Raw genomic sequence first — 23,054 nt, 5'->3', positions numbered from 1 at the left:
CGCCGCCCTTGCTACCGTCCTGCCGTCACAGGAGTCGTAGGAGGGCACATTGCACGTCAGACCCCGTCTGCTGATCGCCTCGGCCGTACTGGCGGCGCTGTCGGCCGTCCTGACGGCCTGCTCCGGTCACCCGGACGCCCCGGCCGCTCCCGCCCGGTCGTCCGGCGCCTCGCCCTCGGGCCCGGCGTCGCCGGCGGCGACCGGGTCGGGGACCCCGGCCGTGTCCTCACCGGCGCCCACGCCCACCTCGACCACCGCACCCACGTCCTCGGCGACGCCCGCGATGACGCCGACCGCATCGGCGGCCCCCGCCCCTGCGACCCGGCTGTCCCTGACCGCGGCGGCCGCGGGCGGCGGGCTGAACCTGGTCCGCGGCGGCCCCGCCCAGGAGTTCACGGTCACCGTCCGCAACGGCAACTCCCGGGCCTACGGGCACCTGCTGATCGCCTTCCAGATGGAGCCCCTGACCGGCGAGCCCGGCGACCTGCCCGGACCCGCGTCACCGTACGTACTGGAACGGCGCGACCCGGCCACCGGCACCTGGCGCGCCGTGGACCTGCGCATGGCCACCGACGCCAAGCCGGCCCACTTCTACGAGGGCGGCGCCCCCCTCGCCCGCGACGCCGTCCGCACCGAGCGCTACCGGCTGCGCGCCACCGCCACGGGCCCCAGCGGCAGCAGCCCGCTCATGGTGTACGCATTCGACACGGACGCCGCCGAGGGCGCCCCGCTCGATGCGGGTCGCCCGGGGTACTTCTCGCTGCCGCACACCACCCGGCGCATCCTGTAACTCCCGTTCCCACCCCCGTACGCACCGCGGCCGGACCGAAGCGGTCCGGCCCCCTCAGGCGTGCGGTGGCGCGGCCCGCAGACCCCCGAGCAGGGTGGCCAGATAGCGGCGGGCTGTGTCGATGCGGTCATCGGCGGCGCTGCCGTGGACCTGCACCGCGTAGGCGATGCCGCACATGAGCGGGACGAGGTCCGCCGGGGCCAGGTCGGGACGTACCGCCCCGGCCCGGCGGGCCCGGTCGAGGAGTGTGGTGCCCGCCGACCGCAGCGACTGCTTGAGTTCCGTGGTGCGCGGCAGGGTGTCTTCGGAGGCGGCGGTGACCGGGGCCAGGGAGGCGTCGGTGACCTGCGCCTCGACCGTGCGGGTCAGGAAGCCCTCCAGCGCGCGCCAGGGGTCGGTGTCGGCCAGCGCCTGCTCGCCGTGGGCGGCCAGGGCTTCCAGGCAGGGGGTGGCGACGGTCTCCAGCAGCGCCTCGGGCGTGGCGAAGTGCCGGTAGACGGTGCCGACACCGAGGCCGGCGCGGCGGGCGACGTCGTTGAGCTGCAACGGCGTGCCCTGGTCGACCAGGGCACGGGCGACGTCGACGATCCGGTCCCAGTTGCGGGCCGCGTCCTTGCGCAGTGGCGTCGTCGTCATGGGGTCATGCTAAGGGGATGGCCCATCCGGATGCTCCCGCCGCCCGTGCCGCCGCCGGCCGGCAGATCGGCCGGCAGATCAGACGGCAGCCAGGGGCGCGTGCCGTTCGCTGAGGCGGCGTACGGCTTCGGCGACGCGGGGGTCCGTCGCGGCGCGGAACGGCGCCACCGGGCTCGCCTGGGCGCCGATCACGACGCCGGTCCGGCCCGTCAGGGCGGCGTCGGTGGCGGCGACGATCGAGGGCCTGGCCGCCACGGACGCCGGACCGGACGTCGACCGTGCGAACGTGCGGCGCACCAGCGGCCACATCAGCCGCAGCGCGGGCGAGACGATCTTGGAGTCGGTCATGGTGCCGTCGGTCATGTCGGTCGCGGCGCCTCCGGGGTCCGCGGCGAAGACCGACACGCCCGTGTCGTCCAGCCGCTTCGCCAGGTCGAGCGTGTAAGCGAGGTTGGCGAGCTTTGCGCGGCCGTACCAGTGGAAGCCGTAGTAGCCGCCGGGCGGCTCGACGGCGTCGAACACCCGCTTCGCGACCCCGACCGCGCCCGAGGTCACGTTCACGATCCTGCTCGGCGCACCGGCCGTCAGTGTGGGCAGCAGCAGCTCGGTCAGCAGGTACGGCGAGAGGTGGTTGACGACGAACGATGCCTCGAGCCCGCCCCGGTCCCGGCGGTCCGCGAACATCGCCCCGACGTTGTTGACCAGTACGGTCAGCGGTTCGCCCGAGGCGGCATGTTCCGAGGCGATCCGGCCGGCGAGTCCGCGCACCTCCTCGAGCGAGGCGAGGTCGACGGACAGGAAACGGCCCGGGTGTGCCGGGTCCGTCGCGTCGATCCGGTCGACCGCCCGGGCGCCCCGCTCGGCGTTGCGTCCGATCACGGTGACCGCGTACCCGGCAGCGGCCAGCCCCAGCGCCGTCTCCAGGCCGATCCCGCCGGTTCCGGCCGTGACCACAGCAGTCCTCTTCATGGCTTCCATCCCCACTCGCTATCCGGATAGATCATCCGCTTGATGCGACCGTAACACATATGCGGATGACCTATCCGGTTATCTGGTCGGCCGCCGCGCTGGTCTCCGGGACGGTCGCGGTCTGCCCGCGGGACGCCCTCCCGTCCGGGGTGGATAGGCTCGGCCGGGCCGCAGGAGCGGCGCGTACCCGACGCGAGGAGCAGTGCCATGACCGGCGGCGACGAGGTCCGGATCCTGCGCGCGGGCGACCGCGCAGCCGTCGCGTGGAAGAACGGCGGCGGCGTGACCCGGGAGATCGCGGCCTGGCCCGAGGACGCCGGCATGGCCGATTTCGGGTGGCGGGTCAGCCTCGCCGAGGTGGCCGCGGACGGGCCCTTCTCGGCCTTCCCCGGCGTCGACCGCACCCTGACCCTGGCCGAGGGGGCGGGCATGGACCTCGCGGTGGCCGGCGCCCGCCGCCTCGTCGACGAGCGCTACGCGCCGCAGGACTTCCCCGGCGACGCCCCCACCGCGTGCCGGCTCCTCGACGGGCCCGTCGTGAACTTCAACGTGATGTACCGCCGCGACCGCGTGCACGCGCAGACCGCCGTCGTACGGGGCGCCCTCGCGCTCACCGCCGCGCCGGGGGAGACCCTGCTGGTGGTCGCGCTCCAGGGCCCGGCGGAACTCGAACGCGAAGGCGCAGCCGGCCCCGCAGTCGCTGCCGGCCCCGTCGCCCTCGGCCCTTACGACGCGGTCCGGATCACCGGCGCCGGCACCTGGCGCCTGCGTACCCCGGGGCGCGCGGCGGTGGTCAGCCTGGCAGGGCGCCCCGGGCGATGACGTCGGCGTACCAGCGGGCACTGTCCTTCAGCGTGCGCCGCTGGGTCGCGAAGTCGACGTGGACGAGGCCGAACCGCTGGCTGTACCCGTACGCCCACTCGAAGTTGTCCAGCAGCGACCACACGAAGTACCCGCGCACATCGGCCCCGTCCGCGATCGCCCGGTGCACCGCGGCCAGATGGCCGTGCAGGTACTCGATCCGCTCCGGGTCGTGCACATCGCCCTCGGGGTCGGCGTAGTCCACGTACGCCGCACCGTTCTCCGTGATCAGCAGCGGTACGCCGGGCAGTTCGTCGCGCAGCCGGACCAGCAGCTCGTGCAGGCCGTCCGCATCCACCGGCCAGTCCATGGCCGTCCGCGGCCCCGGCGCGGGCAGGAAGCGCACGTGTCGTTCGGCACCCGCCCAGGGCGAGGGCCCGGCGGAGGGCTCCGGGTCCCCCGGCTCGGCGGCCGCGACCACCGTCGGGGCGTAGTAGTTGAGGCCCAGCCAGTCGATCGTCGCCGCGGCGGCGGCCAGATCGCCGTCCCGGACGAAGGACCAGTCCGTCACCCCGGCGGTGTCGCGGACCAGGTCCTGCGGGAGGCGCCCGTGGAAGACCGGGTCGAGGAAGATCCTGTTGCCCACCGCGTCGATCCGGCGCACCGCGTCCAGATCGGCGGCGGAGCGCGTCCGCGGCCGCAGCGCGTGCAGGTTCAGCGTCAGCGAGACCTCGGCCGACCGGGGGAGGACCGCGCGCAGCGCCGCCACCCCCATGCCGTGGGCCAGGTTGAAGTGGTGCGCGGCCCGCAGCGCGGACGCCGGCTCGGTGCGGCCCGGGGCGTGCACCCCGGACGCGTAGCCGAGGAAGGCGGCGCACCAGGGCTCGTTGAACGTGGTCCAGTCGGCCACCCGGTCGCCGAGCGCCCCGGCCACGAGCCCCGCGTACTCGGCGAACCGTTCGGCGGTCTCCCGCCGCGGCCAGCCCCCCAGGTCCTCGAGCTCCTGCGGCAGGTCCCAGTGGTAGAGGGTGGCGACGGGCCGGATCCCGGCCGCCAGCAGCTCGTCGACGAGCCGCCGGTAGAAGTCCAGGCCCTGCTGGACGGCGGGCCCGCGGCCGGTGGGCTGGACCCGCGGCCAGGCCACCGAGAAGCGGTAGTCGCTCACGCCGAGCCTGCGGAGCAGGGCCACGTCCTCGCTCATGCGGTGGTAGTGGTCGGCGGCCGTGTCCCCGGTGTCGCCGTTGTGGACCTTGCCGGGGGTGCGGCTGAAGGTGTCCCAGATGGAGGGCGTCCGGCCGTACAGGGCGGCCGCGCCCTCGATCTGGTACGCGGCGGTGGCCGTGCCCCAGCGAAAGCCGGCCGGGAAGGAGAGGCCCGTCTTCGTGACGGGAGACGTGTCGAGCGTGGTCATGGGAGGACTCCAGGAAGGTGAGGGGAAGGCCGGGGCGGCCGCGTCAGCCCTTGACCGCGCCCTGCATGATGCCGCCGACGATCTGCCGGCCGAGCAGTCCGAAGACCAGCAGCACGGGCAGCGTGCCGAGCAGGGTGCCCGCCATGATCACGGACTGGTCGTGGACGTATCCGCCGCCCAGCTGGCGCAGCGCGACCTGGACGGTCGGCTCTTGCGAGGACAGCGCGACGATCGGCCAGAAGAAGTCGTTCCAGGCCGTCATGAAGGTGAGCAGGCCCAGGACCGCCATCGCCGGACGGGCGATCGGCACGACGATCGACCAGAAGATCCGGGCGTGCGAGGCCCCGTCCACCCGGGCCGCCTCGATCAGCTCGTCCGGCAGCGACTGCACCAGGAACTGCCGCATGAAGAACACGCCGAACGCAGAGACCAGTCCGGGCAGTACGACGGCCTGCAGCTCGTTCACCCAGTGCAGTTTGACGATCAGCATGAACAGCGGGATCACCCCGAGCTGCGGCGGGATCATCATCGAGGCGACGACGGTGCCGAGCAGCGCCCCGCGGCCCCGGAAGCGGAGTTTGGCGAAGGCGAACCCGGCCAGCGTGGAGCACAGCACCGTGCCGAGGGTGATCGCCCCCGAGACGATGAGCGAGTTGAGCAGCGCCGTGCCGATCGCCGCCTCGTCCAGGACGGCCTGCAGATTGTCCAGGAGTCGCGGACCCGGCAGCAACGCCGGCACGGGACGCGCCAGTTCGGCATTGGAGCGGCTCGCGGCGACGAGGATCCAGTACAGCGGGAAGGCCGAGACCAGCACCGCGCAGATCAAGACCGCGTACGTCAGCCTTCCGCCGCGCCGCGCGGAGACGTGCGCGCTCATCGGCCGGCCTCCTTACGGGTACGGCGGCGCACACTGCGCCGATGAGAGAAGGAGGCGTTGGCCCCGACCAGCACCACGATCAGCAGGAACATCACCCAGGCGATGGCCGCCGCCCGGCCCAGGTGGAAGAAGCCCCAGCCCTGCTCGTACATGTACAGGCCGAGGGTCTGGTACTGGTGCGAGATGCCGCCGGACATCGACCCCTCGAACAGCAGCGGCTCGCCGAACAACTGGGTGGCGCCGATCGTCGAGACGATCGAGGTGAAGACGATCGTCGGGCGCAGCCCCGGCAGCGTCACGTGCAGGAACTGCCGCAGGCGGGAGGCCCCGTCGACCTCGGCCGACTCGTACAGCTCGGCCGGGATCGTCTGCATGCCCGCCAGGTAGATCAGCGTGTTGTACCCGGTCCAGCGCCAGACCACGATGGACGAGACGGCGATCTGGGAGGCCGCCGTACCGTTCTGCCAGTCAACCGGATGGATGCCCACCAGGTCCAACAGGCGGTTCACGAGCCCGAAATCGTGCCCGAAGAGCTGCGCGAAGATCAGCGACGCAGCGGCGACCGAGGTCGCGTACGGCAGCAGCAGGGCGGTACGGAAGAACGTGCGGGCGCGCAGCCGGTAGTTGAGCAGGTGGGCCAGGCCCAGCGCCATCAGCAGCTGGGGCACCGTGGACAGGACGCCGATGGTGAACGTATTGCGCAGCGCCGTCCAGAAGAACGGGTCGGTGAACAGCGCCGTGTAGTTCCCGAGGCCGCGCCACTCCAGCTCGCCGGGGGTCTGGAGTTCGGCGCGGTAGAGGGAGACGTACGCCGTGTAGAGCAGCGGGAAGATCCCGAACGCGGCGAACAGGGTGAAGAAGGGGGCGAGGAAGGCGTACGGGGACAACGCGGCCGGCCGCCCGCGCCGCCGGGCCGGCGGCCGCGGCGGCCTACGGGCGGTCAGGGGCGCCGGCGGTGCCGGCGGCTCAGCCGAGGGCATTCTTGACGGCCTTCTTCGCGTTGGACCAGGCCGTCTCGGGAGCCGTGCCCTTGCGTTCCACCTCGCTGAGCGCGTTGTTGATCTGGTCGGCGATGTCCTTGTCGTGCAGGCCGAGCACCTGGACGGGGGCCTGTTCGGCGGCGTCCCCGAAGATCCGGCCGATCGGCGCGTCGGAGAAGTACGGGTCCTTGGCGTCGGCTATCTGGCTGATGGACCCGGTGGCGGAGGGGAAGTTGCCCTGCTTGCGGAAGACCTTGGTCTGCTGCTCGGGCGCGGTGAGCCATTTGATCAGCTCGTACGCCTCCTTCTTGTGCTTGGCGGCGCTCGGGACCGCCAGGTAGGAGCCGCCCCAGTTGCCCGCGCCGCCGGGCAGCTTCGCGACGTCCCACTTGCCCTGGCCCGCGTCTGCGGCCTGGCCCTTGATGTAGCCGAGCATCCAGGCGGGGCAGGGCAGGGTGGCGAAGGAGCCGGACGCGAACGCCTGGTTCCACGGCGGCGACCACTGGTCCAGTTTGGCGCTGAGCCCGTCGCCGGCGGCCTTGACCGAGGCGTCCCAGGCGGCCTTCACGGCGGGGCTGTTCTCGTAGACCAGAGCGCCCGAGGCGTCGTAGTAGCGCTCCTTCTGTTGCCCGACCATGACCGCGTTCAGGCTGCCCACGCTGTCGAGCCAGGCGCTGCCGGCCGGCGCCTTCTCCTTGTACTGGCGGCCGAGTTCGAGGTATCCGTCCCAGGTGGCCCACCGCGCCGCCAGTTCGGTGCGGTCGGTGGGCAGCCCGGCGGCCTGGAACAGGTCGCGGCGATAACACATCGCCTCGGGGCCGACATCGGTGCCCAGGCCCAGCACCTTGCCGTCCTTGGTGGCCGCGGCGGACCACTTGGCGGGGGCGAACTCCCCCTTGAGCGCCCCGGCCCCGTACTGGTTCAGGTCCACGAACTTGCCGGCCTGCTGCTGGGCGACCGAGGCGATGCGGCCGACCTCCACGGCCTGGACGTCGGCCAGGCCGCCGCCGCCCGCGAGGCGGGTCTGGAGCGACTTCCAGTAGTCCTGCTCGTCCTCGGTGTCGGTCTGCTTGATCTTGACGCCGGGGTGGAGCTGCTCGTACTCGGCGTAGAGCCCGGACTCCTGGTAGCCGAACGCACCGAACAGGTCGACGGTGAGCGTGACGTCGCCGCCTGCGGCGTCGCCGGAGGACGCACCGCCCGACCCGGACCCGGATCCGCAGGCGGCCAGGAGCACTCCGGTGAGCGCGACGGCGCCGAGTCGGACCATGGCTCTGGGGGTGGTTCGGGGGATGGACATGGGGCGGCCTCCTTGGCCTGGACGGGCAGGGTGCGGGGGTGGGAGTGCGCCAGCGTTGAGAGCGCTCTCAGAGCGCGACTGGAGCGTGCACCCGCAGCCCGGGCCCCGTCAAGAGTTGTACGCACAACAGCACGCCTTCGTCCACAATCTTCCCTGCGGCACGACGAGTTCACGCCGCGCCGGCCCGACGGACCGGGCGGACGGGAGGGATCGGGCGGATCACGCGGAGGCGCGCCGCACCAGCGCCGTCGGAGTGACCACCGAGGCGGGTACCCCGCGCTCGCCCTGGACCTTGTTCAGGGTGCGCAGCAGCAAGCGGGCCATCAGATGCCCCATGCCCTCGATGTCCTGGCGCACGGTCGTCAGCGGCGGATCGGCGCTCTCCGCGACCGGTTCGGCATCGTCGAAGCCGACCAGCGCCACGTCCCCGGGCACCGCGAGGCCGCGCTCCCGCAGCACCCGCAGGGCCCCCGTCGCCATCAGGTCGTTCGCCGCGAACACCGCGTCGAGGTCCGGGCAGCGCTCCAGCAGCCCTGCCATCGCGCGGGCCCCGCCCTCCGCGGTGAAGTCCCCCTCCGCGATCAGCGCCGGATCGGCGTCGAGCAGGACGTCCCGGTAGCCGTCGAGCCGGTCCACCGCCGAGGTCTGGTCCAGCGGGCCGGCGATGTGCGCGATCCGCTGCCGACCCTGCTCCAGCAGGTACCGTACGGCCTCGCGGGCGCCCCCGCGGTTGTCCGCGTCGACGTACGCGACACCGCCGTGCTCCCCGGATCCGGCGGTCCAGCCCGGTCGGCCGCCGTAGACCGTGGGCATCCCGATGCGGCGGGTGATCGCGGGCAGCGGGTCGTCGGTGTGCAGCGAGAAGGCGAGCGCCCCGTCGACGTGGCCGCCGGCCAGATAGCGCTCGATGCGGTCGTAGTCCCCCCGGTCCTCCACGAGCAGCAGGACCAACTGCGTGTCATGTGCGGTCAGTTCCTTGCTGATGCCCCGGATCTGGCGGGAGAAGAAGGGGTCGGAGAAGATCCGGATCTCCGGCTCGGCGATGATCACCGCGACGGCCCCGGTGCGCCGCGTGACGAGGGTGCGGGCCGCGGGATTCGGCACGTACCCGAGCTCCCGTACGGCCTCGCGGACCTTCTCCACCAGATGGGCGCGCACACCCTCGCCGCCGTTGACGACGCGGGACGCGGTGGCCCGGGACACCCCGGCGCGCTCCGCCACGGCCTCCAGGGTGGGCCGGCGGCCGGGAAGCTGTTCGGGCACGGGCGCTCCTCCTGCATGTCCGGGGGCTGTTGGCTGCCGAACAGCAGGGTAACCCGTGCCGCCGGGAGCCTGAGAGCGCTCCCGGTGGCACGGGCAGGACATGCCCCGAGTCACCAGCCGATGCCGAGGGTCAGACCGGTCGGCGGCTCGGCGTTGCCGAGGATCTGGACGGAGGACTGGTCGTTGACGTCGTCGTAGGGGAACCCGTAGGCCCGCTTGTCCAGGCCGACGGTGTGGAAGAAGCCGGCGTAGTCGTTCTTCGCGGTCCCGGCGTAGTACGCGGCCGGGGCGTACCAGGCGGTGGTGTCGAGGGCGACACCCCGGTTGAACGCGGCACAGAACTCCGCGCCGAGCTGTTTCTCGGTGTCGTTGCCCGAGGCGAGCGCCCCCGCGCAGGCCATGACGTCCGGCGAGGTGGGCTTGCGGAGGGTGAAGGGGCCGGTGCCGTTCTTGCTGAAGGTGAGCGTGGAGCCGGAGACCCGCCCGGAGAAGGTCTCGCCGAGCCGGGTCAGGGCGAACGGGTGGGCGGTGTAGTAGGACCAGGCCCGGTCGATGGCGGTGGTGAGGTGGTTCTGCTGCGCGCCGCCCGCGAGGAACAGGTTCGAGGAGCGCGGCGCCACGATGCGGTAGCCGTTCTGCAGCGGCTTGAAGGCGGCCCCGACGGAGGCCGCGTACTGCTGCATGACCTCGGCGCGGGTCCGGGTGATGCCGCGGGTGGTGTCGTAGCCGCTGGAGGTCTGGCGCAGCCGCGAGGTCATCGGGAAGCCGAACTGGTCGACCTGGGTGGTGTTCCCGCCGAAGGCGACCTGGCCCTGCACGTAGGTGTACTCGTACCAGTCGTAGTACACGTCGCTGTTCGGGGCATCGGGGTTGCGCAGGTCGGGGCCGCCCCAGCCCTGGTCGTCGGGGGAGACCGGGAGGTAGAGGGGCGAGCCGAGGGAGATGTAGATCCGGCCCCCGCGGATCGATGCCGGGGAGGGCACCGTCCCGCCCACCTGGGCCAGGGTGAAGGACATGTCGGGGTAGCTGACGCCCTTCTTGACCAGGTGGCCGGGCGCGGTGGCGTCGAGGTGGTCGATGTGGGCCATGGAGCCGTCGGGCTTCATGTACGACCACTGGCCCGGGACCACCTGGCCGAGCACGGTGACGAAGATCTGTGAATCGGCGTACGTGCCACGGGTGTTGTTCTGGAAGGTGATCGGGAAGCTCCCGGGCCCGCCCTGAGCGGAGTTCGCGGCGGCGCCGGTCGGGGCCGGCGGGACGAGCCCCAGCAGGGCGATCAGCACGGCCGGCACGGTCAGCGCGAGCCGTTGTCGGATGTTCACGGGTGTCTCCTCGGTCCGCTCGGTGCGGTCAGTGGCCGAAGCCGAACCAGTTGACGTTCACGTAGTCGGCGCCCTGGCCGCTGGTGAAGGTCAGGTAGACGTCGTGCGTGCCGGTGACGGCGCTGATGTTGGCCGGGACGGTCCGCCAGCTCTGCCAGCCGCCGGTGTTCGCGACCGAGAAGCTGCCGATCGGCGGGCCGGTCCGGCTGTCCAGCCGGACCTCGACGAGCCCGCTGACCCCGCCGGCCGCACCGCCCGCGACCCGTCCGTAGAACTGCTTCGCCGGGCCGGAACCGAAGTCGACGCCCCGGTAGAGGGCCCAGTCGCCGTTGGCGATCGTGCTCAGGTTCTGGCCGCCGCCCGTGTCGGTCGTGGTCTCCTTGGCCAGCCCGGCCTGCTCGTCGTACGACTCGGCCTCGATGGTGCCGTAGGCGTCGCGGTGACCGGACGGAGGTGTGGTGGGCGGCGTCGTCGGGGGCGTGGTGGGGGGTGTCGTCGGCGGGGTCGTGCCGCCCGTCGACTGCAGTACGGACACGTAGTCGACGGCCATCGCGTAGCCGGGCTGCGTGCCGGCGTCGGGTCCGCCGCCGAAGGCGTCCGGGAAGCCGCCGCCCATGGCGAGGTTCAGGATGATGAAGTAGCCGTGGTTCGTGGCGTTGGCCCAGGTGGCGGCGTCGACCTGGTTCGCCCGTACGGTGTGGAAGGTGTTCCCGTCGACGGAGAAACGTATCTCCTCGACGGCGGTGGACCGGTCCCACTCCGCGGCGTACGTGTGGAAGCCGCCCTGGCAGCTGGTGCCCGGGCAGACGCGCTGGCCGCCGATGCCGGAGGTCTCGTTGCACGGGCCGCCGGGGCTGGTGCCGCAGTGCAGGGTGGCCCAGACGTTGTTGATGCCCTGGACGTTCTCCATGATGTCGATCTCGCCGATGCCGGGCCAGTTCCACCAGTTGCCGCGGTAGGGCGCTCCCAGCATCCAGAACGCCGGCCAGTAGCCCTTCGCCGCCGCTCCCGTGACGTTCGGCATCTGTATCCGGGCCTCGGTGCGCAGCTTCCCGCCCGCCGGGGGCTGGAAATCGGTGCGCCGGGTCTCGATGCGGCCGGAGGTCCAGTTGCCGGCGGCGTCCCGGCGCGGGGTGATCCGCAGGTTCCCGGCGCCGTCGAGGGAGACGTTCGCGGTGCTCGAGGTCATCGTCTCGACCTCGCCCGTACCGAAGTTGGCGGGCCCGCCGGGGTAGCTGGTCCCGGTGGTGTACTGCCAGTCGGCGGTGTTCACGCCGGAGCCCGCGGCCCCGTTGAAATCGTCCAGGAACACCTGGGACCAGCCCGCCGGCGGCGGGGGAGCGGCGGCGTTGGCGGGCAGGGTGACCACGGCCGCGGCCGCCGCGGCCACGCCCATCGCACTGAGCGCGGCGACGACGGCCCGGCGGACGGTCGACCGTTTTCTACCGGATGTGGGACGCATGGGTGTGCCCTCTCTCGGGGGGAGCGGTCCGCAGTATGAGAGCGCTCTCAAGCGGAGCCGCTGGCCACTGTGCTCCCGGCGTCCACGGGCGTCAAGACTTCGAACCGTCAACGGCCATATGGACGGACGGAGTTCAACGCTTGAAGGGCGGTTGGGGGGCGGGCCGCGTGCGTGCGGCGCCGCCCTTCGTGCGGGCCCCCGTCAGGTGGGCAGCCCCACTGCCCGCTCCCCGGCACGCCGCTTCTGGATCACGACGGCCACCACGAGCAGGGCGCCCTGCGCGACGTTCTGCCAGAACGGGTTGACGCCCTGCACGGTCAGGCCGTTGTCCAGCGCCCCGAGCAGGGTGATGGCGAGCAGGGTCCCGCCGACCCCGCCCTTGCCGCCCGCCAGGAGGCAGCCGCCGAGGGCGGCGGCCGTGATCGCCTTCAGTTCGAGGCCCTCGCTGCCGGAGACGGGGTGGCCGAATCCGGTGCGCGCCGTCAGCAGGACGCCGGCGACCGCGGCGACCACCCCCGCCAGGCCGTAGACGGCGATCAGGTACTTGTTGATGTCGATCCCGGCCAGCCGGGCGGCGGTGTCGTTGCCGCCGATGGCGTAGATGTTGCGGCCGATGTCGGTCGACTTGAGCAGCAGGTGGATGGCGAGGGTGACCACGGCAAGCACCCACAGCAGCACCGGGATTCCGGCGATCGAACCGTTCGCGAGGAAGACGAAGACGTCGTCGTTGCTGACGTAACCCTGCGCCGCGCCCTTGGACAGCAGCTGCGCGACCCCCTTGTACGCGGCGAGGGTGGCCAGGGTCGCGATGACCGGGTTGACCCGGCCGAAGACGATGACCGCGCCGTTGAGGAGCCCGGCCAGCAGGCCCGCGCCGAGCGCGGCGGCGATGCCGAGCAGGGCGCTCCCGCCGGTGGAGGTGAAGACCATGGCGCAGACCACGGAGGCAACGCCGACCTGCGAGCCGACGGAGATGTCCAGCGCGCCGCAGATGATCACCACGGTCTGGACGAGGGCGAGCAGCCCGGAGATGGTCACCGCGTCGCCGATGACCTTGATGTTGGCCCAGGTGAGATAGGCGGGGTTGAGCCAGCCGAACAGGGCCAGCACCAGCACCAGGGCGCCGATGAGACTGAGGTTCTGGCCGCCGACGGAGCCGAGGAGCGAGCCGATCCGCTGCCCGCGGCCCGCCGCCGGCCCGCCCTGGTCGGTGGCGGCCGGAGTGCCGCCCGTAGCGGCCGTCGTGTCGGCCGTCCCGTCGGACATGCCGCCTCCTGCGGTAGCCGTGTTCGCCGTGTCCGCTGTGTCCGCTGTGTCCGCGTTCACTTCGCCCCTCCGTTGCCCGTCGCCGTCGTGGTCAGGTCGTCGGCCATCGCCAGGGCGAGGACGGCCTCCTCGGTGGCCTCGGCCCGGTCGAGCGCGCCGGTGATCCGGCCGCCCTGCATCACCAGCACCCGGTCGGCCAGCCCCAATACCTCCGGCAACTCCGAGGAGATGACCAGGAGCGCCACCCCGGCCTCCGCGAGGTCCGCGATGATCCGGTAGATCTCGGCCTTCGCGCCGACGTCGATGCCGCGGGTGGGCTCGTCGAGGATGAGCACGGCCGGCCGGCGGGCCAGCCAGCGGGCGAGCACCACCTTCTGCTGGTTGCCGCCCGAGAGGGTGCGTACCTCCCGTTCCACGGACGGGGTCCGCACCCGCAGCAGGCCGGTGTACTCGCGGGCGAGCTCCTGCTCCGCCGCCCGGCGTACGAAGCGCAGGCGGCGCAGCCGGTCCAGCACGACCAGCGCGATGTTGTCGCGGACCGACCGGTCGAGGAACAGCGCCTGCTCCTTGCGCTCCTCGGGGGCGAGGCCGATGCCCGCGCGGATCGCGTCGGACGGCCGGCGCAGCCGCAGTACCGCCCCCTGCACCGAGACCGTTCCGGCGCGCAGCGGGAGGTCGCCGATCAGGGCGCGGGCCAGCTCGGAGCGCCCGGCGCCGACCAGCCCGGCCAGGGCCACCACCTCACCCGCCCGGACCTGGAAGGTGATCCCGCGCACGGCGTCGGTGGTCACCCCGCTCACGTCCAGGACGACCCGGTCGGTGGCCACGTGCGGGCGGGCGAACACGGCGGAGAGGTCCCGGCCCACCATCATCCGTACGAGGTCGCCCTCGTCCGTGGCGTCGGCGGCCTTGACGCCGACCAGCGCCCCGTCGCGCAGGACGGCCACCCGGTCGGCCAGCCGGAAGATCTCCTGCATGCGGTGGGACACGTAGACGACGGCGAGGCCCTGCGCGCGCAGTCTGCGGATCAGCGCGAACAGGGCCTCCACCTCGTGTTCGGAGAGGGAGGACGTGGGTTCGTCGAAGGCCACCACCTTCGCCTCGCCGGTCAACGCCCGCAAGATCTCCACCAGTTGGCGCTGGGCCGGAGTGAGGCGGATGCCGGGCGTGTCCGCGTCGAGGACGTGTCCGAAGCCGATCCGGACCAGGTCCTCCCGGAGCCGGCGACGCAGCGCCGCCCGGTCGAAGCGGCGGCCGCCGCGGGTGGGCAGGGCGCCGAGGTAGACGTTCTCGGCGACCGTGAGGTGCGGGACGATCTCCGGCTCCTGGGGGATGAGCCGGATGCCGGCGGCGCGCGCGTCGGCCGGGGAGCGCAGCCGCACCTCGGCGCCGTCGACGTGGACCGTGCCGGAGTCGGCCGGGTGGTCACCGCAGACGATCTTCAGCAGGGTGGACTTGCCCGCGCCGTTCTCGCCCATCAGCGCGGTGACCGAGCCGGCCGGGAAGTCCAGGCTGATGTCGCGCAGGGCCGGGACGCCGGCGAAGCTCTTGGCCAGCCCGGCCACGCGCAGTCCGGCGGCCATCACGGGGGCGGGGGCGGGGGCCATCACTTGCAGCCGAATCCGGCGTCCCGCCAGGTGCCCGCGTCGACCATCCTGGTCGGGGCGAAGGCCTCGGGGGCGAACTCCGTACCGTTCTTGAGCCGGTCGTACATGGCCTGGACGGCCAGCTTGCCGACCTCGTCGCCGGGGATGTAGAGCGCGGCCTTCATCCCGTTGTCGGCGCCCGCCTGCCAGTCCTTGCAGGCCAGATAGGCGCCGAGGCCGACACCGACGATGTCCGCGCCCTTGACGCCCGCGTTGTTCAGGCCCTTGACCCCGCCGGAGACGTTCTCGTCGTTGCAGCCCATGACCACCCAGTGCCTGACCCCCTGGTTGGCCGTCACCGTCGCCTCGACCTTGGCCTGCGCGCCCGCAGGGGTGTTGTCCGTACCGAGCTCGATCGCCTGGACCTCGGGGCCGCCGGCCTCCTTCCACGCGGCCTTGGCGCCGTTGATCCGGTCGGTGCAGACGGTGGTGTCCTGCTTCCAGGCGTAGACGATCCGGGTGTCCGCGGGGTTCCAGCCCGTCTTGGCGAACTCGGCCGCGGCGCGTTTGCCGACCTCGCCGCCCATCTGGACCCCCGAGAAGCCCACGCGCGCGACGAGATCGGCCTTGCCGCACGCCGCGGGCTTGGGCCCGCTGACGCACACCTGGTCGTCGGAGGTGAGCAGCGGGATGCCCGCCTTCTTGGCCTCGGCGGCGACCTGCGGGCCGACCGCCGACTCCGGTACGACGATGATGATCCCCGAGTTCTTCTGCGCGATCGCCGACTTGACCTCGGTGATGGTCTTCGAGGCGTCGTTGCCGAGGTTGACCACGGTGAGCTTGATGCCCAGTTCGTCGGCCTTCTTCTTGGCGCCCGCGGCCTCGGAGACGAAGTACTCCTGGTCGCCCTGCTTCTGGAGGTAGGCGATGGATATCGGGCCGTCCGTCTTCTTGCCAGTTCCCGTTCCCGCTCCCTGGGCGGGAGCGGGCTTGCCGGAGGAGCAGGCCCCCAGGGTGAGCGCCAGCGCGAGGGCGCCGGTCAGGGCGGCGCCGCGGCGATACCGGATCATGGACATGTACGAGTGCTCCCTCATCGGGCCGGGTCGGTGGATCGGCGGATCGGCGGATCAGCAGGTCGGCGGATCGGCCAGTCGCCAGGCTGACAAGTCGCCAAGTCGCCAGGTCGGTGGGTCAGTTGCAGGTGAGCCGGGGCGCCGCCCAGTCCGCGTGGTCGTAGTCGATGCCGTTGCCGCCGTCGGTGACGACGAGCCTCAGCGTCTGGCCGCCGGTCAGATCGGCGGTGAGCTTCCTGGCCGCGTCCGCCGTGGTGACGACCCCGCTGTCGGCGACCTTGGTGGCGTCCCGGTAGATCTGGAAGGCGACCGCGCCGGTGCGGGAACTCTCGTCGTCGACGCCGACGTCCACCGTCAGGCCGGTGCACCTGCCGCCGAGGTGGTAGGTCACGGTGCTGGCCGCGTGGACGCCCAGGCCCTTGGCGTACATGGCGCCGCCCACGGTCAGGGTCCTGCCGTCGCCGGCGGCCTGCTCGCCGTTGCTCCGGTCCTTCTCCACCGGGCCCCAGCCGCTGCTCACCCCCGTCCAGGCCAGGTCGGACAGGTGGGAGGTGCCGGCCGGCGGGAGCGGCGCCGGCCCCGGGGTGATCCGGTAGACGACGGTGGCGTGCGGGGCGACCGACGCGCTGATGGTGCCGCTGGTGTTGGTCGAGGAGGCCTTGGTCCACAGCTCCTTGAGGGCGTACGGGGCGCGGTTGCCGATGCCGAGGGCGTCCGTCCTGGCGGAGATCGTGGCGGTGGAAGCGGTCTCGTTGGTCAGGGAGAGCGCCCGGTCGCCGTTCGCCAGCTCCTTGGCCATCACCACCAGGCCGCCCGAGCCGGAGACCACCGTGCCCTGCTTGCCGAGGCTGTCCTGGTCCAGGGCGATGACATCGGGGTTGGACAGGATGTCGAAGGTCTCGGCCGTCGCTTTGCGCAGGTCGCTACCGATCAGCAGCGGCGCCGACATCATCGACCAGAGGGTGAAGTGCGTGCGGTACTCGGCGGCGGTCATCCCGCCGTTGCCGACCTCCAGCATGTCCGGGTCGTTCCACCGGCCGGGGCCCGCGTACGGCGCGAGCGGCTGGTTCTTGTGCGCGATCCCGATCATCGAGGACCAGCTGTCGCCGATGTCCCCGGTGGTCCGCCACAGATGGCCGAGATCCGACGCCCAGGTCCACGGCTGGTTCTCGCCCCACTCGCACAGCGAGAAGACGATGGGACGGCCCGTCCTCTTCAGGGCGTCGGCCATGTCCGTGTACCGCTTCTTCGCGTCCACGCCCTGGTTGTTGCAGTTGTCGTACTTGAGGTAGTCGACGCCGAACGAGGCGAACAGATCGGCGTCCTGCTGCTCGTGACCGAGGCCGCCGGGGAAGCCCGCGGTGTCGCAGGTCTTGGTCCCGGCGCTGGTGTAGATGCCGAACTTCAGGCCTTTGGAGTGCACGTAGTCCGCGAGGGCCTTGATCCCGCCGGGGAAACGGACCGGGTCGGCGACGAGGTTGCCCGAGGCGTCGCGGTTCGGCAGGGCCCAGCAGTCGTCGAGATTGACGTACCGGTAGCCGGCGGCCTTGAGGCCCTTGGCGACGAAGAGGTCGGCGATCCCCTTGACCATCGCCTCGTTGAACTCGGCCCTGCAGTGGGTGGAGTTCCAGTTGTTGAAGCCCATGGGCGGGGTCAGCGCCTGCCCGTCGGGGACGGCGGCGGCGGGGGAGGCGGCCGCGACCACGGCGGTACCGGCCAGCGCGGCGGCCCCCGCCGCCGGGACCAATAAGGGCAGGGCCGCGAGCGCCGCGGTCAGGCGACGGGCGACGGCGCTTCGTAACGTGTGCACAGACGGCTCCTGGGGGGAGTGGGGCCCGGGGAATCCGGGAGAGCGTGTGCGGAAATGCGCCCTGACGGTGCGTAGGTCCCGCAGAAGTCCTCAGGAACGAACGGACTCCAACGGGAAGGCCCACATCACACTGCCGCCGCAGGGACATGTCAAGACGGCGGACGATGCCGGTCCGCCGCCGTATCAGCGGCCGGCGGGCCTCAACTGCGTGTTTGTCGAGGTCTGTTGACTTCTGTTGGATCCGTCAGGATGCTTCTGTCGACCGGGGACACGGGTACCCCAGTGCCCCAGTGCCCCAGGAGAGGAACCGCCGCATGGCCGATCCCGGCAGTCTGCTGGCCCATCAGCGCCGCGCCCTCATCCTCGACGAGGTCCGCCGGCGCGGCGGGGTGCGCGTGAACGAGCTGACCCGCTCCCTGAACGTCTCCGACATGACCATCCGCCGCGACCTGGACGTCCTCGACCGCGAGGGCCTGCTGCGCAAGGTGCACGGCGGCGCGGTGCTCGGCGACGAAGCCAGCAGCCACGAGCCCGGGTTCGAGGCCAAGTCGGAATGGGAGACGGCGGCGAAGCACGCCATCGCCAAGGCGGCGGCCGCCCTCGTGGCACCGGGTTCGGCCATCGCCCTGTCCGCCGGGACCACGACCCATGCGCTGGCCCGGGAGCTCACCGAGGTCACCGACCTGACGGTGGTCACCAACTCGGTCCGCACGGCCGAGGTCTTCGAGGCCGCCCGCCGGGCCGGCAGCGCGGGGAGCGCCACCACCGTGATCCTCACCGGCGGCATCCGCACCCCGTCGGACGCCCTCGTCGGGCCCATCGCCGACCAGGCCATCCGCTCCCTGCACGTCGACCTTCTCTTCCTCGGCTGCCACGGCCTGGGCACCGACACCGGGCTGACCACGCCCAACCTCGCCGAGGCGGAGACCAACCGGGCCTTCCTGCGCTCCGCGCGGCGCACCGCGCTCCTCGCCGACCACACCAAGTGGTCGACCGTCGGGCTCACCACCTTCGCGGCCCTGGAGGAGGTCGACGTCCTGGTCACCGACTCCCTTCCGCAGGAAGAGGCCGCCCCGGTCACCGAGCGGGTCGGCGAAGTGCTGCTGGCCGCAGGTCCCGCGCAGGAGCACCCGTGGTGAGGAAGACCCGTACGACCCTGTCCGACGGGCGCGAGCTGATCTACTACGACGCCGAGGCCGCCGCCGAGACTGCTGCCGGGGGATCCGTACGCGACCACGCAGACGCCCGCGGCCTGCCGCCCACCGCGACGCTCTCCGAGCGGCGCCACGACCGGCTCCTCGACGAGTGGGTGGTGATCGCCTCACACCGCCAGGGCCGCACCCACCTGCCGCCCGCGGACCAGTGCCCGCTCTGCCCTTCGGCCCCGGGCCGGCCCACCGAGATACCGGCTCCCGACTACCAGGTCGCCGTCTTCGAGAACCGTTTCCCCGCCCTGTCCGGACCGGGCGCCGGCCGCTGCGAGGTCGTCTGCTTCAGCCCCGACCACGGGGCCTCGTACGCCGACCTCGGCCCGGCCCAGGCCCGTACGGTCCTCGCGGCCCTGGCCGACCGCACCGCCGAGCTCGCGGGACTCCCCGGTGTGGAACAGGTGTACTGCTTCGAGAACCGGGGCCCCGAGATCGGCGTGACGCTCGCCCACCCGCACGGCCAGGTCTACGCCCTGCCCGTCCTCACCCCGCGCACCCGGCGCATGCTGGACACCGTCTCCCGCCACCACGCGGCCACCGGCCGCAACCTCTTCGACGAGGTCCGCGACGAGGCGCTGGCCGACGGGCGCAGGGTGGTGGTCGCGGGGGAGCACTGGAGCGCGTTCGTACCCGAGGCCGCGCGCTGGCCGTACGAGGTGCACCTCTACCCGCACCGGCGCGTCCCCGACCTGCCCGCCCTGACCGGGGCCGAGCAGGCCGAGCTGGCCGGCCTCCACCTGGATCTGCTGGGCCGCTTCGACCGGCTCTTCCCCACGCCGGCCCCGTACATCTCGGCCTGGCACCAGGCACCCGTACGCACCGGCCGGGACCTGTACGCACTCCACCTGGAGCTGTTCACCACCCGGCGGGCCGCCGACAAGCTCAAGCACCTGGCCGGGACCGAGTCCGGGATGGGCCAGTTCGTCAACGACATCACCCCCGAGCACGCGGCCGCGACCCTGCGCGAGGCCTGACGCCGGTCGGGCACGCCTGATGGGTCAGGCGTCCTTCTCCATGGTCGGGCGCAGGCGTTCCAGCAGGGCGTAGAGGGTCGCGCTCTCGGTCGCGTCGAGGGTGTCGAGCGCGCCGTGCGTGGCCTGCATCTCCTCGCGGACGCGCCGGATGATCTCGCGGCCCGCGTCCGTCGCCACGACGTTCTTGACGCGGCGGTCGGCCGGGTCGGGCTCGCGGCGCACCAGCTGGCGGGCTTCCAGCCGGTCCACGATCCCGGTGACGTTCGATGCGTCACAGACCAGGAGGGTGGCGAGGCCGCGCATCGGCAGCGGGCCGTTGAGCTGGGCGAGGACGCGGGCCTGCGTGGAGGTCAGGCCGTAGTGGGACGCCGCGGCCGCGAAATCGCGCCACTGGGCGGTTCCGATCGCGGCGAGCAGCTCCAGGAGCTGGAGCTTGGTGGGGGCGTGGGGGGTGGTGGCGCTCATGCCGTCGAGCGTACTCGGGTGGTTGACATTGTCAATTGTTTACTTGACCTCCTTAACTATCGACGTTTACCGTCTACGGAGTTACTTGATGACATCAAACATCTGCGATCTGAAGCACTAAGAAGGTCCTGCCAGACATGAGCACCGCCGCCGCCCCCCTCCCCGCCGAGGCCAAGACCAGGAACGAGACGGTCATCGTCTTCGCCCTGAGCCTTGCCGCCATGGTCGTGTCGATGATGCAGACCCTGCCGGTCCCGATCCTGGGCCTCATCCGCACCGACCTGGGCACCTCGACCGCCAACGTGAGCTGGGTGACCACCGCCACGCTGCTGTCCGCCGCCGTCTTCACCCCGCTGCTCGGCCGCTTCGGCGACCAGCACGGCAAGAAGCCCACGCTGGTGGCCGTGCTCGGCGTCATGGTCGTCGGCTCCGTCGTCGCCGCCCTCGCGACCTCGCTCCCGCTGCTGATCCTGGGCCGCGTCCTCCAGGGCGCCGCCACCGCGATCTTCCCGCTCGCCCTCTCGGTGCTGCGCGAGGAAGTCCGCCCGCAGAAGCTCCCCGGAGCGATGGCCCTGGTCAGCGGCACCCTCGCCTTCGGCAGCGGCCTGGCGCTCGTCGCCACCGGCCTGCTCACGTCCGGCTCCGACGCCGACTACCGCAACGCTTTCTGGATGGCGACGGGCTTCGCGACCCTCGCCCTGCTCGCCGTCGCGTTCCTGGTCCCCGCGACCCGGCACAAGACCGGCGGCCGCACCGACTTCCTCGGAGCGCTGACCCTCGGCATCACCCTCCTGCTGCTGCTGCTGCCGATCTCGCAGGGCCACGAGTGGGGCTGGACCTCCGGCCGTACGCTGGGCAGCTTCGCCGGCGCCGTCGTCATGACCGCCGTCTGGGTCTTCACGGAGCTCAAGGTCAGCGAGCCGCTCGTGGACATGCGGATGTTCGTCCACCGCCCGGTGCTCATGGCCAACCTGGCCGGCATCCTCGTCGGCTTCGGCATGTTCGCCAACTTCCTGGGCGTCTCCTACCTCGTCCAGATGCCGGAGAAGCTCACCGGCTACGGGTTCGACGCGTCCATCCTGCGTGCCTCCGTGCAGTTCCTGCTGCCCGGCGCGATCGTCTCGCTGCTCGCCTCGCCCGTCGGCGGCCAGCTGGTCCGCCACCGCGGCCCGCGCGTGGCCCTCGGGCTGGCCGCCGCACTCGGCGCCGTGGGCTTCGGCTGGCTCGCGCTCGACCACCAGCACAGCTTCTCGGTGATCGGCGCAGGCCTGGTCGTCGGCGCGGCCGTCAGCTTCGGCTACGCGGCCATGCCCGCCGTCATCATGGCGAGCGTCCCGCACCACCAGAGCGGCATCGCCAACGGCATCAACTCGATCTCCCGCTCCACCGGCAGCGCGATCGGCAGCGCCATCGTCACCACGATCCTGGCGTCGAAGACCATCGAGCACCTGCCCGCCGGCGTCCCGGCCCTGCCCGCCGAGTCCGGGTTCACCCTCACCTTCTGGATCGGGGCCGTCGCCTTCGCCCTGGTCGCGGTGATCAGCTGGATCGGCCTGCGCGGAGCGCACGGACCGCGCACCGTCGAGGCGGGTGCCCCGGCTGAGGCTCCCGCGAAGGTGGCGCAGCCGGAGCCGGCCGAGACCGTCTGACCCGGCCCTTCGAGGGGACGGCGCCGCTTGCGGATGCCGTCCCCTCGTTCGCGTGCTGTCCTGTCCCCGTGGACAGGGGCCGCCACCGGGCGGCGGGGGGCCCGGCCCCGCAGGCGAGGAGTGATCTGCCATGGCGATCCTGATGCACGCCGTCGTCCCCGGCATCACGGCGGACCAGTACGACGCCCTCCACGCGAAGCTCCTGCAGACCCCCGGGATGTTCGAGGGCTGCCTCTCCCACGTCTGCGTCGCGACCGCCGAAGGCCTGGACATCTACGACGTCTGGGAGAGCGAGCTCCACATGAACGTGTTCGCGGAGAAGATGCTGCCCGTCGCGGAGGCACTGGGCTGGCAGACCACGGGCGGCCGCCCCGAGGTGTTCCCCGTGTACAACTACGGCTTCCCCGCGGTCGACCGCTAAGAAGCCGAAGCAGCCGTTCCCTTCGCGAACTTCTCCCACTGCCCGGCGACGATCTCCTGCGGCACCCCGCCGAAGTCCTTGGTGTCGATGACGTCGGACCGGAACGCGAGCGTGACCGCCCCGGAGCGGACCAGCGTGAGGTACTTGTACAGCGAGATGCCCGGGTCCTTCACGTCCTGCGTCACGATGCGGTACGCACGCGCCTCGTCGCCCAACGCCGGAGCCCGGACCGCCTCCACCTTGAGCACCTTCGCCTCCGCGAGCGCACGGTCCTCCGTATAGCCGCCGGCGCACCGGCCGCCGGCGTCCGCCAGCGACTTCACGGCGGCGGCCGCGGCGCCGGCGTCCCGGTACGAGCGCAGCAGGATCTCGGTGCCCACCGCCTGGAACTGCCCCGGGACGCTCGCCTTGGCGTACGCCTGGGCCGTGTGGCCCGCCTTGCCGAGACTGGTCAGCGGCAGGCATCCCGCCGGCCGGGCCTCGTAGAGCTCGCTCATCGGCTCGTCGAGCAGCGGCTCGGTGACCTCGTACGGGCCGAACTTCTCGCCCTCCGCGACGACGAGCTCCTTGAGCCGCTCCACGCCCGGCCCCGGCGCACCGGCCGGGCTCGCGACGGCGCTGCCGGTCGGCGCACCGGCCGCGGCCCCCTCCGTTGCGGGGCCGCTGCATCCGGCCGTTCCCGCCAGCAGTGCGGCGGCGCCGATGACGGCTCCTGCCGCGCGCCGCAACTGCTGCCCGTTCCCCACCCCGTACATGTGCTGTCGTCCCCCGAAATCATGTGGAAAGCG

The 23,054-nt window shown here is 72.2% G+C and carries 21 protein-coding genes; 6 read left to right on the top strand and 15 right to left on the bottom strand.

All coding sequences use genetic code 11. From position 1 onward, the window contains the following. Nucleotides 1-49 precede the first annotated feature (49 nt). The gene (locus tag OG299_RS05275) at nt 50-790 is read left to right on the top strand and encodes a hypothetical protein (RefSeq protein WP_266637319.1); all 741 of its coding nucleotides are present in this window, start codon (nt 50-52) and stop codon (nt 788-790) included. Nucleotides 791-844: 54 nt separating this feature from the next. Here the strand turns inward: OG299_RS05275 and OG299_RS05270 are convergent, their stop codons facing one another. Both OG299_RS05270 and OG299_RS05265 read right to left on the bottom strand, forming a co-directional pair. Then, the gene (locus OG299_RS05270; RefSeq protein ID WP_327360675.1) at nt 845-1,426 is read right to left on the bottom strand and encodes a TetR/AcrR family transcriptional regulator; all 582 of its coding nucleotides are present in this window, start codon (nt 1,424-1,426) and stop codon (nt 845-847) included. A gap of 78 nt (nt 1,427-1,504) precedes the next feature. Then, a complete protein-coding gene (locus OG299_RS05265) occupies nt 1,505-2,395 on the bottom strand; it encodes an SDR family NAD(P)-dependent oxidoreductase (protein WP_327360674.1) in 891 nt (296 codons plus the stop codon). Nucleotides 2,396-2,602: 207 nt separating this feature from the next. Between OG299_RS05265 and OG299_RS05260 the strand changes: the two genes are divergently transcribed. Further along, nucleotides 2,603-3,217 carry a HutD/Ves family protein gene (locus OG299_RS05260; protein WP_327360673.1) on the top strand — a complete coding sequence of 205 codons (615 nt, stop codon included), beginning with the start codon at nt 2,603-2,605 and terminating at the stop codon, nt 3,215-3,217. Here OG299_RS05260 and OG299_RS05255 read toward each other — a convergent pair. From OG299_RS05255 to OG299_RS05205, 11 genes are all read right to left on the bottom strand, one after another. Then, nucleotides 3,189-4,607: a GH1 family beta-glucosidase gene (locus OG299_RS05255; RefSeq protein WP_327360672.1), complete on the bottom strand. Its 1,419-nt coding sequence runs from the start codon at nt 4,605-4,607 to the stop codon at nt 3,189-3,191. The two genes, OG299_RS05260 and OG299_RS05255, sit on opposite strands and share 29 nt — an antisense overlap. 43 nt (nt 4,608-4,650) lie before the next feature. Continuing rightward, complete coding sequence (locus OG299_RS05250) at nt 4,651-5,484, bottom strand: carbohydrate ABC transporter permease (protein WP_327360671.1); 834 nt, start codon at nt 5,482-5,484, stop codon at nt 4,651-4,653. Further along, nucleotides 5,481-6,464, bottom strand: a complete 984-nt coding sequence (locus tag OG299_RS05245; protein WP_327360670.1) for a carbohydrate ABC transporter permease — start codon at nt 6,462-6,464, stop codon at nt 5,481-5,483. The genes OG299_RS05250 and OG299_RS05245 overlap by 4 nt, the downstream gene beginning before the upstream one ends. Next, nucleotides 6,451-7,764, bottom strand: a complete 1,314-nt coding sequence (locus tag OG299_RS05240; protein ID WP_327360669.1) for an ABC transporter substrate-binding protein — start codon at nt 7,762-7,764, stop codon at nt 6,451-6,453. Before OG299_RS05240 ends, OG299_RS05245 begins: the two co-directional genes overlap by 14 nt. Before the next feature lie 219 nt (nt 7,765-7,983). After that, nucleotides 7,984-9,027 carry a LacI family DNA-binding transcriptional regulator gene (locus OG299_RS05235; protein ID WP_327360668.1) on the bottom strand — a complete coding sequence of 348 codons (1,044 nt, stop codon included), beginning with the start codon at nt 9,025-9,027 and terminating at the stop codon, nt 7,984-7,986. Between the two features lie 110 nt (nt 9,028-9,137). After that, complete coding sequence (locus OG299_RS05230; RefSeq protein WP_327360667.1) at nt 9,138-10,352, bottom strand: glycoside hydrolase family 64 protein; 1,215 nt, start codon at nt 10,350-10,352, stop codon at nt 9,138-9,140. A gap of 28 nt (nt 10,353-10,380) precedes the next feature. Next, nucleotides 10,381-11,814 carry a glycoside hydrolase family 16 protein gene (locus tag OG299_RS05225; RefSeq protein WP_266637299.1) on the bottom strand — a complete coding sequence of 478 codons (1,434 nt, stop codon included), beginning with the start codon at nt 11,812-11,814 and terminating at the stop codon, nt 10,381-10,383. 201 nt (nt 11,815-12,015) lie between these two features. Further along, the gene (locus OG299_RS05220) at nt 12,016-13,080 is read right to left on the bottom strand and encodes an ABC transporter permease (RefSeq protein WP_327360666.1); all 1,065 of its coding nucleotides are present in this window, start codon (nt 13,078-13,080) and stop codon (nt 12,016-12,018) included. Between the two features lie 56 nt (nt 13,081-13,136). Next, entirely contained in the window at nt 13,137-14,687 is a 1,551-nt protein-coding gene (locus OG299_RS05215) for a sugar ABC transporter ATP-binding protein (protein ID WP_327360665.1), read from the bottom strand. After that, complete coding sequence (locus OG299_RS05210) at nt 14,687-15,742, bottom strand: substrate-binding domain-containing protein (protein WP_327360664.1); 1,056 nt, start codon at nt 15,740-15,742, stop codon at nt 14,687-14,689. The genes OG299_RS05215 and OG299_RS05210 overlap by 1 nt, the downstream gene beginning before the upstream one ends. A gap of 115 nt (nt 15,743-15,857) precedes the next feature. Next, nucleotides 15,858-17,384: an NPCBM/NEW2 domain-containing protein gene (locus OG299_RS05205; RefSeq protein WP_327364459.1), complete on the bottom strand. Its 1,527-nt coding sequence runs from the start codon at nt 17,382-17,384 to the stop codon at nt 15,858-15,860. 479 nt (nt 17,385-17,863) lie between these two features. Here OG299_RS05205 and OG299_RS05200 point away from each other — a divergent pair, with 479 nt between their 5' ends. Next, a complete protein-coding gene (locus OG299_RS05200) occupies nt 17,864-18,688 on the top strand; it encodes a DeoR/GlpR family DNA-binding transcription regulator (protein WP_266637294.1) in 825 nt (274 codons plus the stop codon). Continuing rightward, nucleotides 18,685-19,731, top strand: coding sequence for a galactose-1-phosphate uridylyltransferase (galT, locus tag OG299_RS05195; RefSeq protein WP_266637348.1), 1,047 nt, complete (start codon nt 18,685-18,687; stop codon nt 19,729-19,731). Before OG299_RS05200 ends, galT begins: the two co-directional genes overlap by 4 nt. A 24-nt stretch (nt 19,732-19,755) precedes the next feature. Here galT and OG299_RS05190 read toward each other — a convergent pair whose 3' ends face one another. Further along, the gene (locus OG299_RS05190) at nt 19,756-20,196 is read right to left on the bottom strand and encodes a MarR family winged helix-turn-helix transcriptional regulator (RefSeq protein WP_266637293.1); all 441 of its coding nucleotides are present in this window, start codon (nt 20,194-20,196) and stop codon (nt 19,756-19,758) included. Between the two features lie 137 nt (nt 20,197-20,333). On the opposite strand from OG299_RS05190, the gene OG299_RS05185 reads away from it, so the two are divergent. Further along, nucleotides 20,334-21,845, top strand: coding sequence for an MFS transporter (locus tag OG299_RS05185; RefSeq protein ID WP_266637292.1), 1,512 nt, complete (start codon nt 20,334-20,336; stop codon nt 21,843-21,845). A 130-nt stretch (nt 21,846-21,975) separates the two neighbouring features. Further along, complete coding sequence (locus OG299_RS05180; protein WP_266637290.1) at nt 21,976-22,266, top strand: hypothetical protein; 291 nt, start codon at nt 21,976-21,978, stop codon at nt 22,264-22,266. Here the strand turns inward: OG299_RS05180 and OG299_RS05175 are convergent. After that, nucleotides 22,263-23,021 carry a hypothetical protein gene (locus OG299_RS05175; RefSeq protein WP_327360663.1) on the bottom strand — a complete coding sequence of 253 codons (759 nt, stop codon included), beginning with the start codon at nt 23,019-23,021 and terminating at the stop codon, nt 22,263-22,265. The two genes, OG299_RS05180 and OG299_RS05175, sit on opposite strands and share 4 nt — an antisense overlap. Nucleotides 23,022-23,054 lie beyond the last annotated feature (33 nt).

It is taken from the genome of Streptomyces sp. NBC_01296 (assembly GCF_035984415.1).
In the GTDB taxonomy this organism is placed as follows: domain Bacteria; phylum Actinomycetota; class Actinomycetes; order Streptomycetales; family Streptomycetaceae; genus Streptomyces.
The sequence above is the reverse complement of the archived record's forward strand: the minus strand, read 5'-3'. Positions and strand labels throughout refer to the sequence as shown.

Excerpts from the sequence above, each read along its gene's own strand:
- OG299_RS05270 (WP_327360675.1), bottom strand. The coding sequence starts at position 1,426 with ATGACGACGACGCCACTGCGCAAGGACGCGGCCCGCAACTGGGACCGG.
- OG299_RS05265 (WP_327360674.1), bottom strand. The coding sequence starts at position 2,395 with ATGAAGAGGACTGCTGTGGTCACGGCCGGAACCGGCGGGATCGGCCTG.
- OG299_RS05260 (WP_327360673.1), top strand. The coding sequence starts at position 2,603 with ATGACCGGCGGCGACGAGGTCCGGATCCTGCGCGCGGGCGACCGCGCA.
- OG299_RS05255 (WP_327360672.1), bottom strand. The coding sequence starts at position 4,607 with ATGACCACGCTCGACACGTCTCCCGTCACGAAGACGGGCCTCTCCTTC.
- OG299_RS05250 (WP_327360671.1), bottom strand. The coding sequence starts at position 5,484 with ATGAGCGCGCACGTCTCCGCGCGGCGCGGCGGAAGGCTGACGTACGCG.
- OG299_RS05245 (WP_327360670.1), bottom strand. The coding sequence starts at position 6,464 with ATGCCCTCGGCTGAGCCGCCGGCACCGCCGGCGCCCCTGACCGCCCGT.
- OG299_RS05240 (WP_327360669.1), bottom strand. The coding sequence starts at position 7,764 with ATGTCCATCCCCCGAACCACCCCCAGAGCCATGGTCCGACTCGGCGCC.
- OG299_RS05225 (WP_266637299.1), bottom strand. The coding sequence starts at position 11,814 with ATGCGTCCCACATCCGGTAGAAAACGGTCGACCGTCCGCCGGGCCGTC.
- OG299_RS05220 (WP_327360666.1), bottom strand. The coding sequence starts at position 13,080 with ATGTCCGACGGGACGGCCGACACGACGGCCGCTACGGGCGGCACTCCG.
- OG299_RS05215 (WP_327360665.1), bottom strand. The coding sequence starts at position 14,687 with ATGGCCCCCGCCCCCGCCCCCGTGATGGCCGCCGGACTGCGCGTGGCC.
- OG299_RS05210 (WP_327360664.1), bottom strand. The coding sequence starts at position 15,742 with ATGTCCATGATCCGGTATCGCCGCGGCGCCGCCCTGACCGGCGCCCTC.
- OG299_RS05205 (WP_327364459.1), bottom strand. The coding sequence starts at position 17,384 with ATGGGCTTCAACAACTGGAACTCCACCCACTGCAGGGCCGAGTTCAAC.
- OG299_RS05200 (WP_266637294.1), top strand. The coding sequence starts at position 17,864 with ATGGCCGATCCCGGCAGTCTGCTGGCCCATCAGCGCCGCGCCCTCATC.
- OG299_RS05190 (WP_266637293.1), bottom strand. The coding sequence starts at position 20,196 with ATGAGCGCCACCACCCCCCACGCCCCCACCAAGCTCCAGCTCCTGGAG.
- OG299_RS05185 (WP_266637292.1), top strand. The coding sequence starts at position 20,334 with ATGAGCACCGCCGCCGCCCCCCTCCCCGCCGAGGCCAAGACCAGGAAC.
- OG299_RS05180 (WP_266637290.1), top strand. The coding sequence starts at position 21,976 with ATGGCGATCCTGATGCACGCCGTCGTCCCCGGCATCACGGCGGACCAG.
- OG299_RS05175 (WP_327360663.1), bottom strand. The coding sequence starts at position 23,021 with ATGTACGGGGTGGGGAACGGGCAGCAGTTGCGGCGCGCGGCAGGAGCC.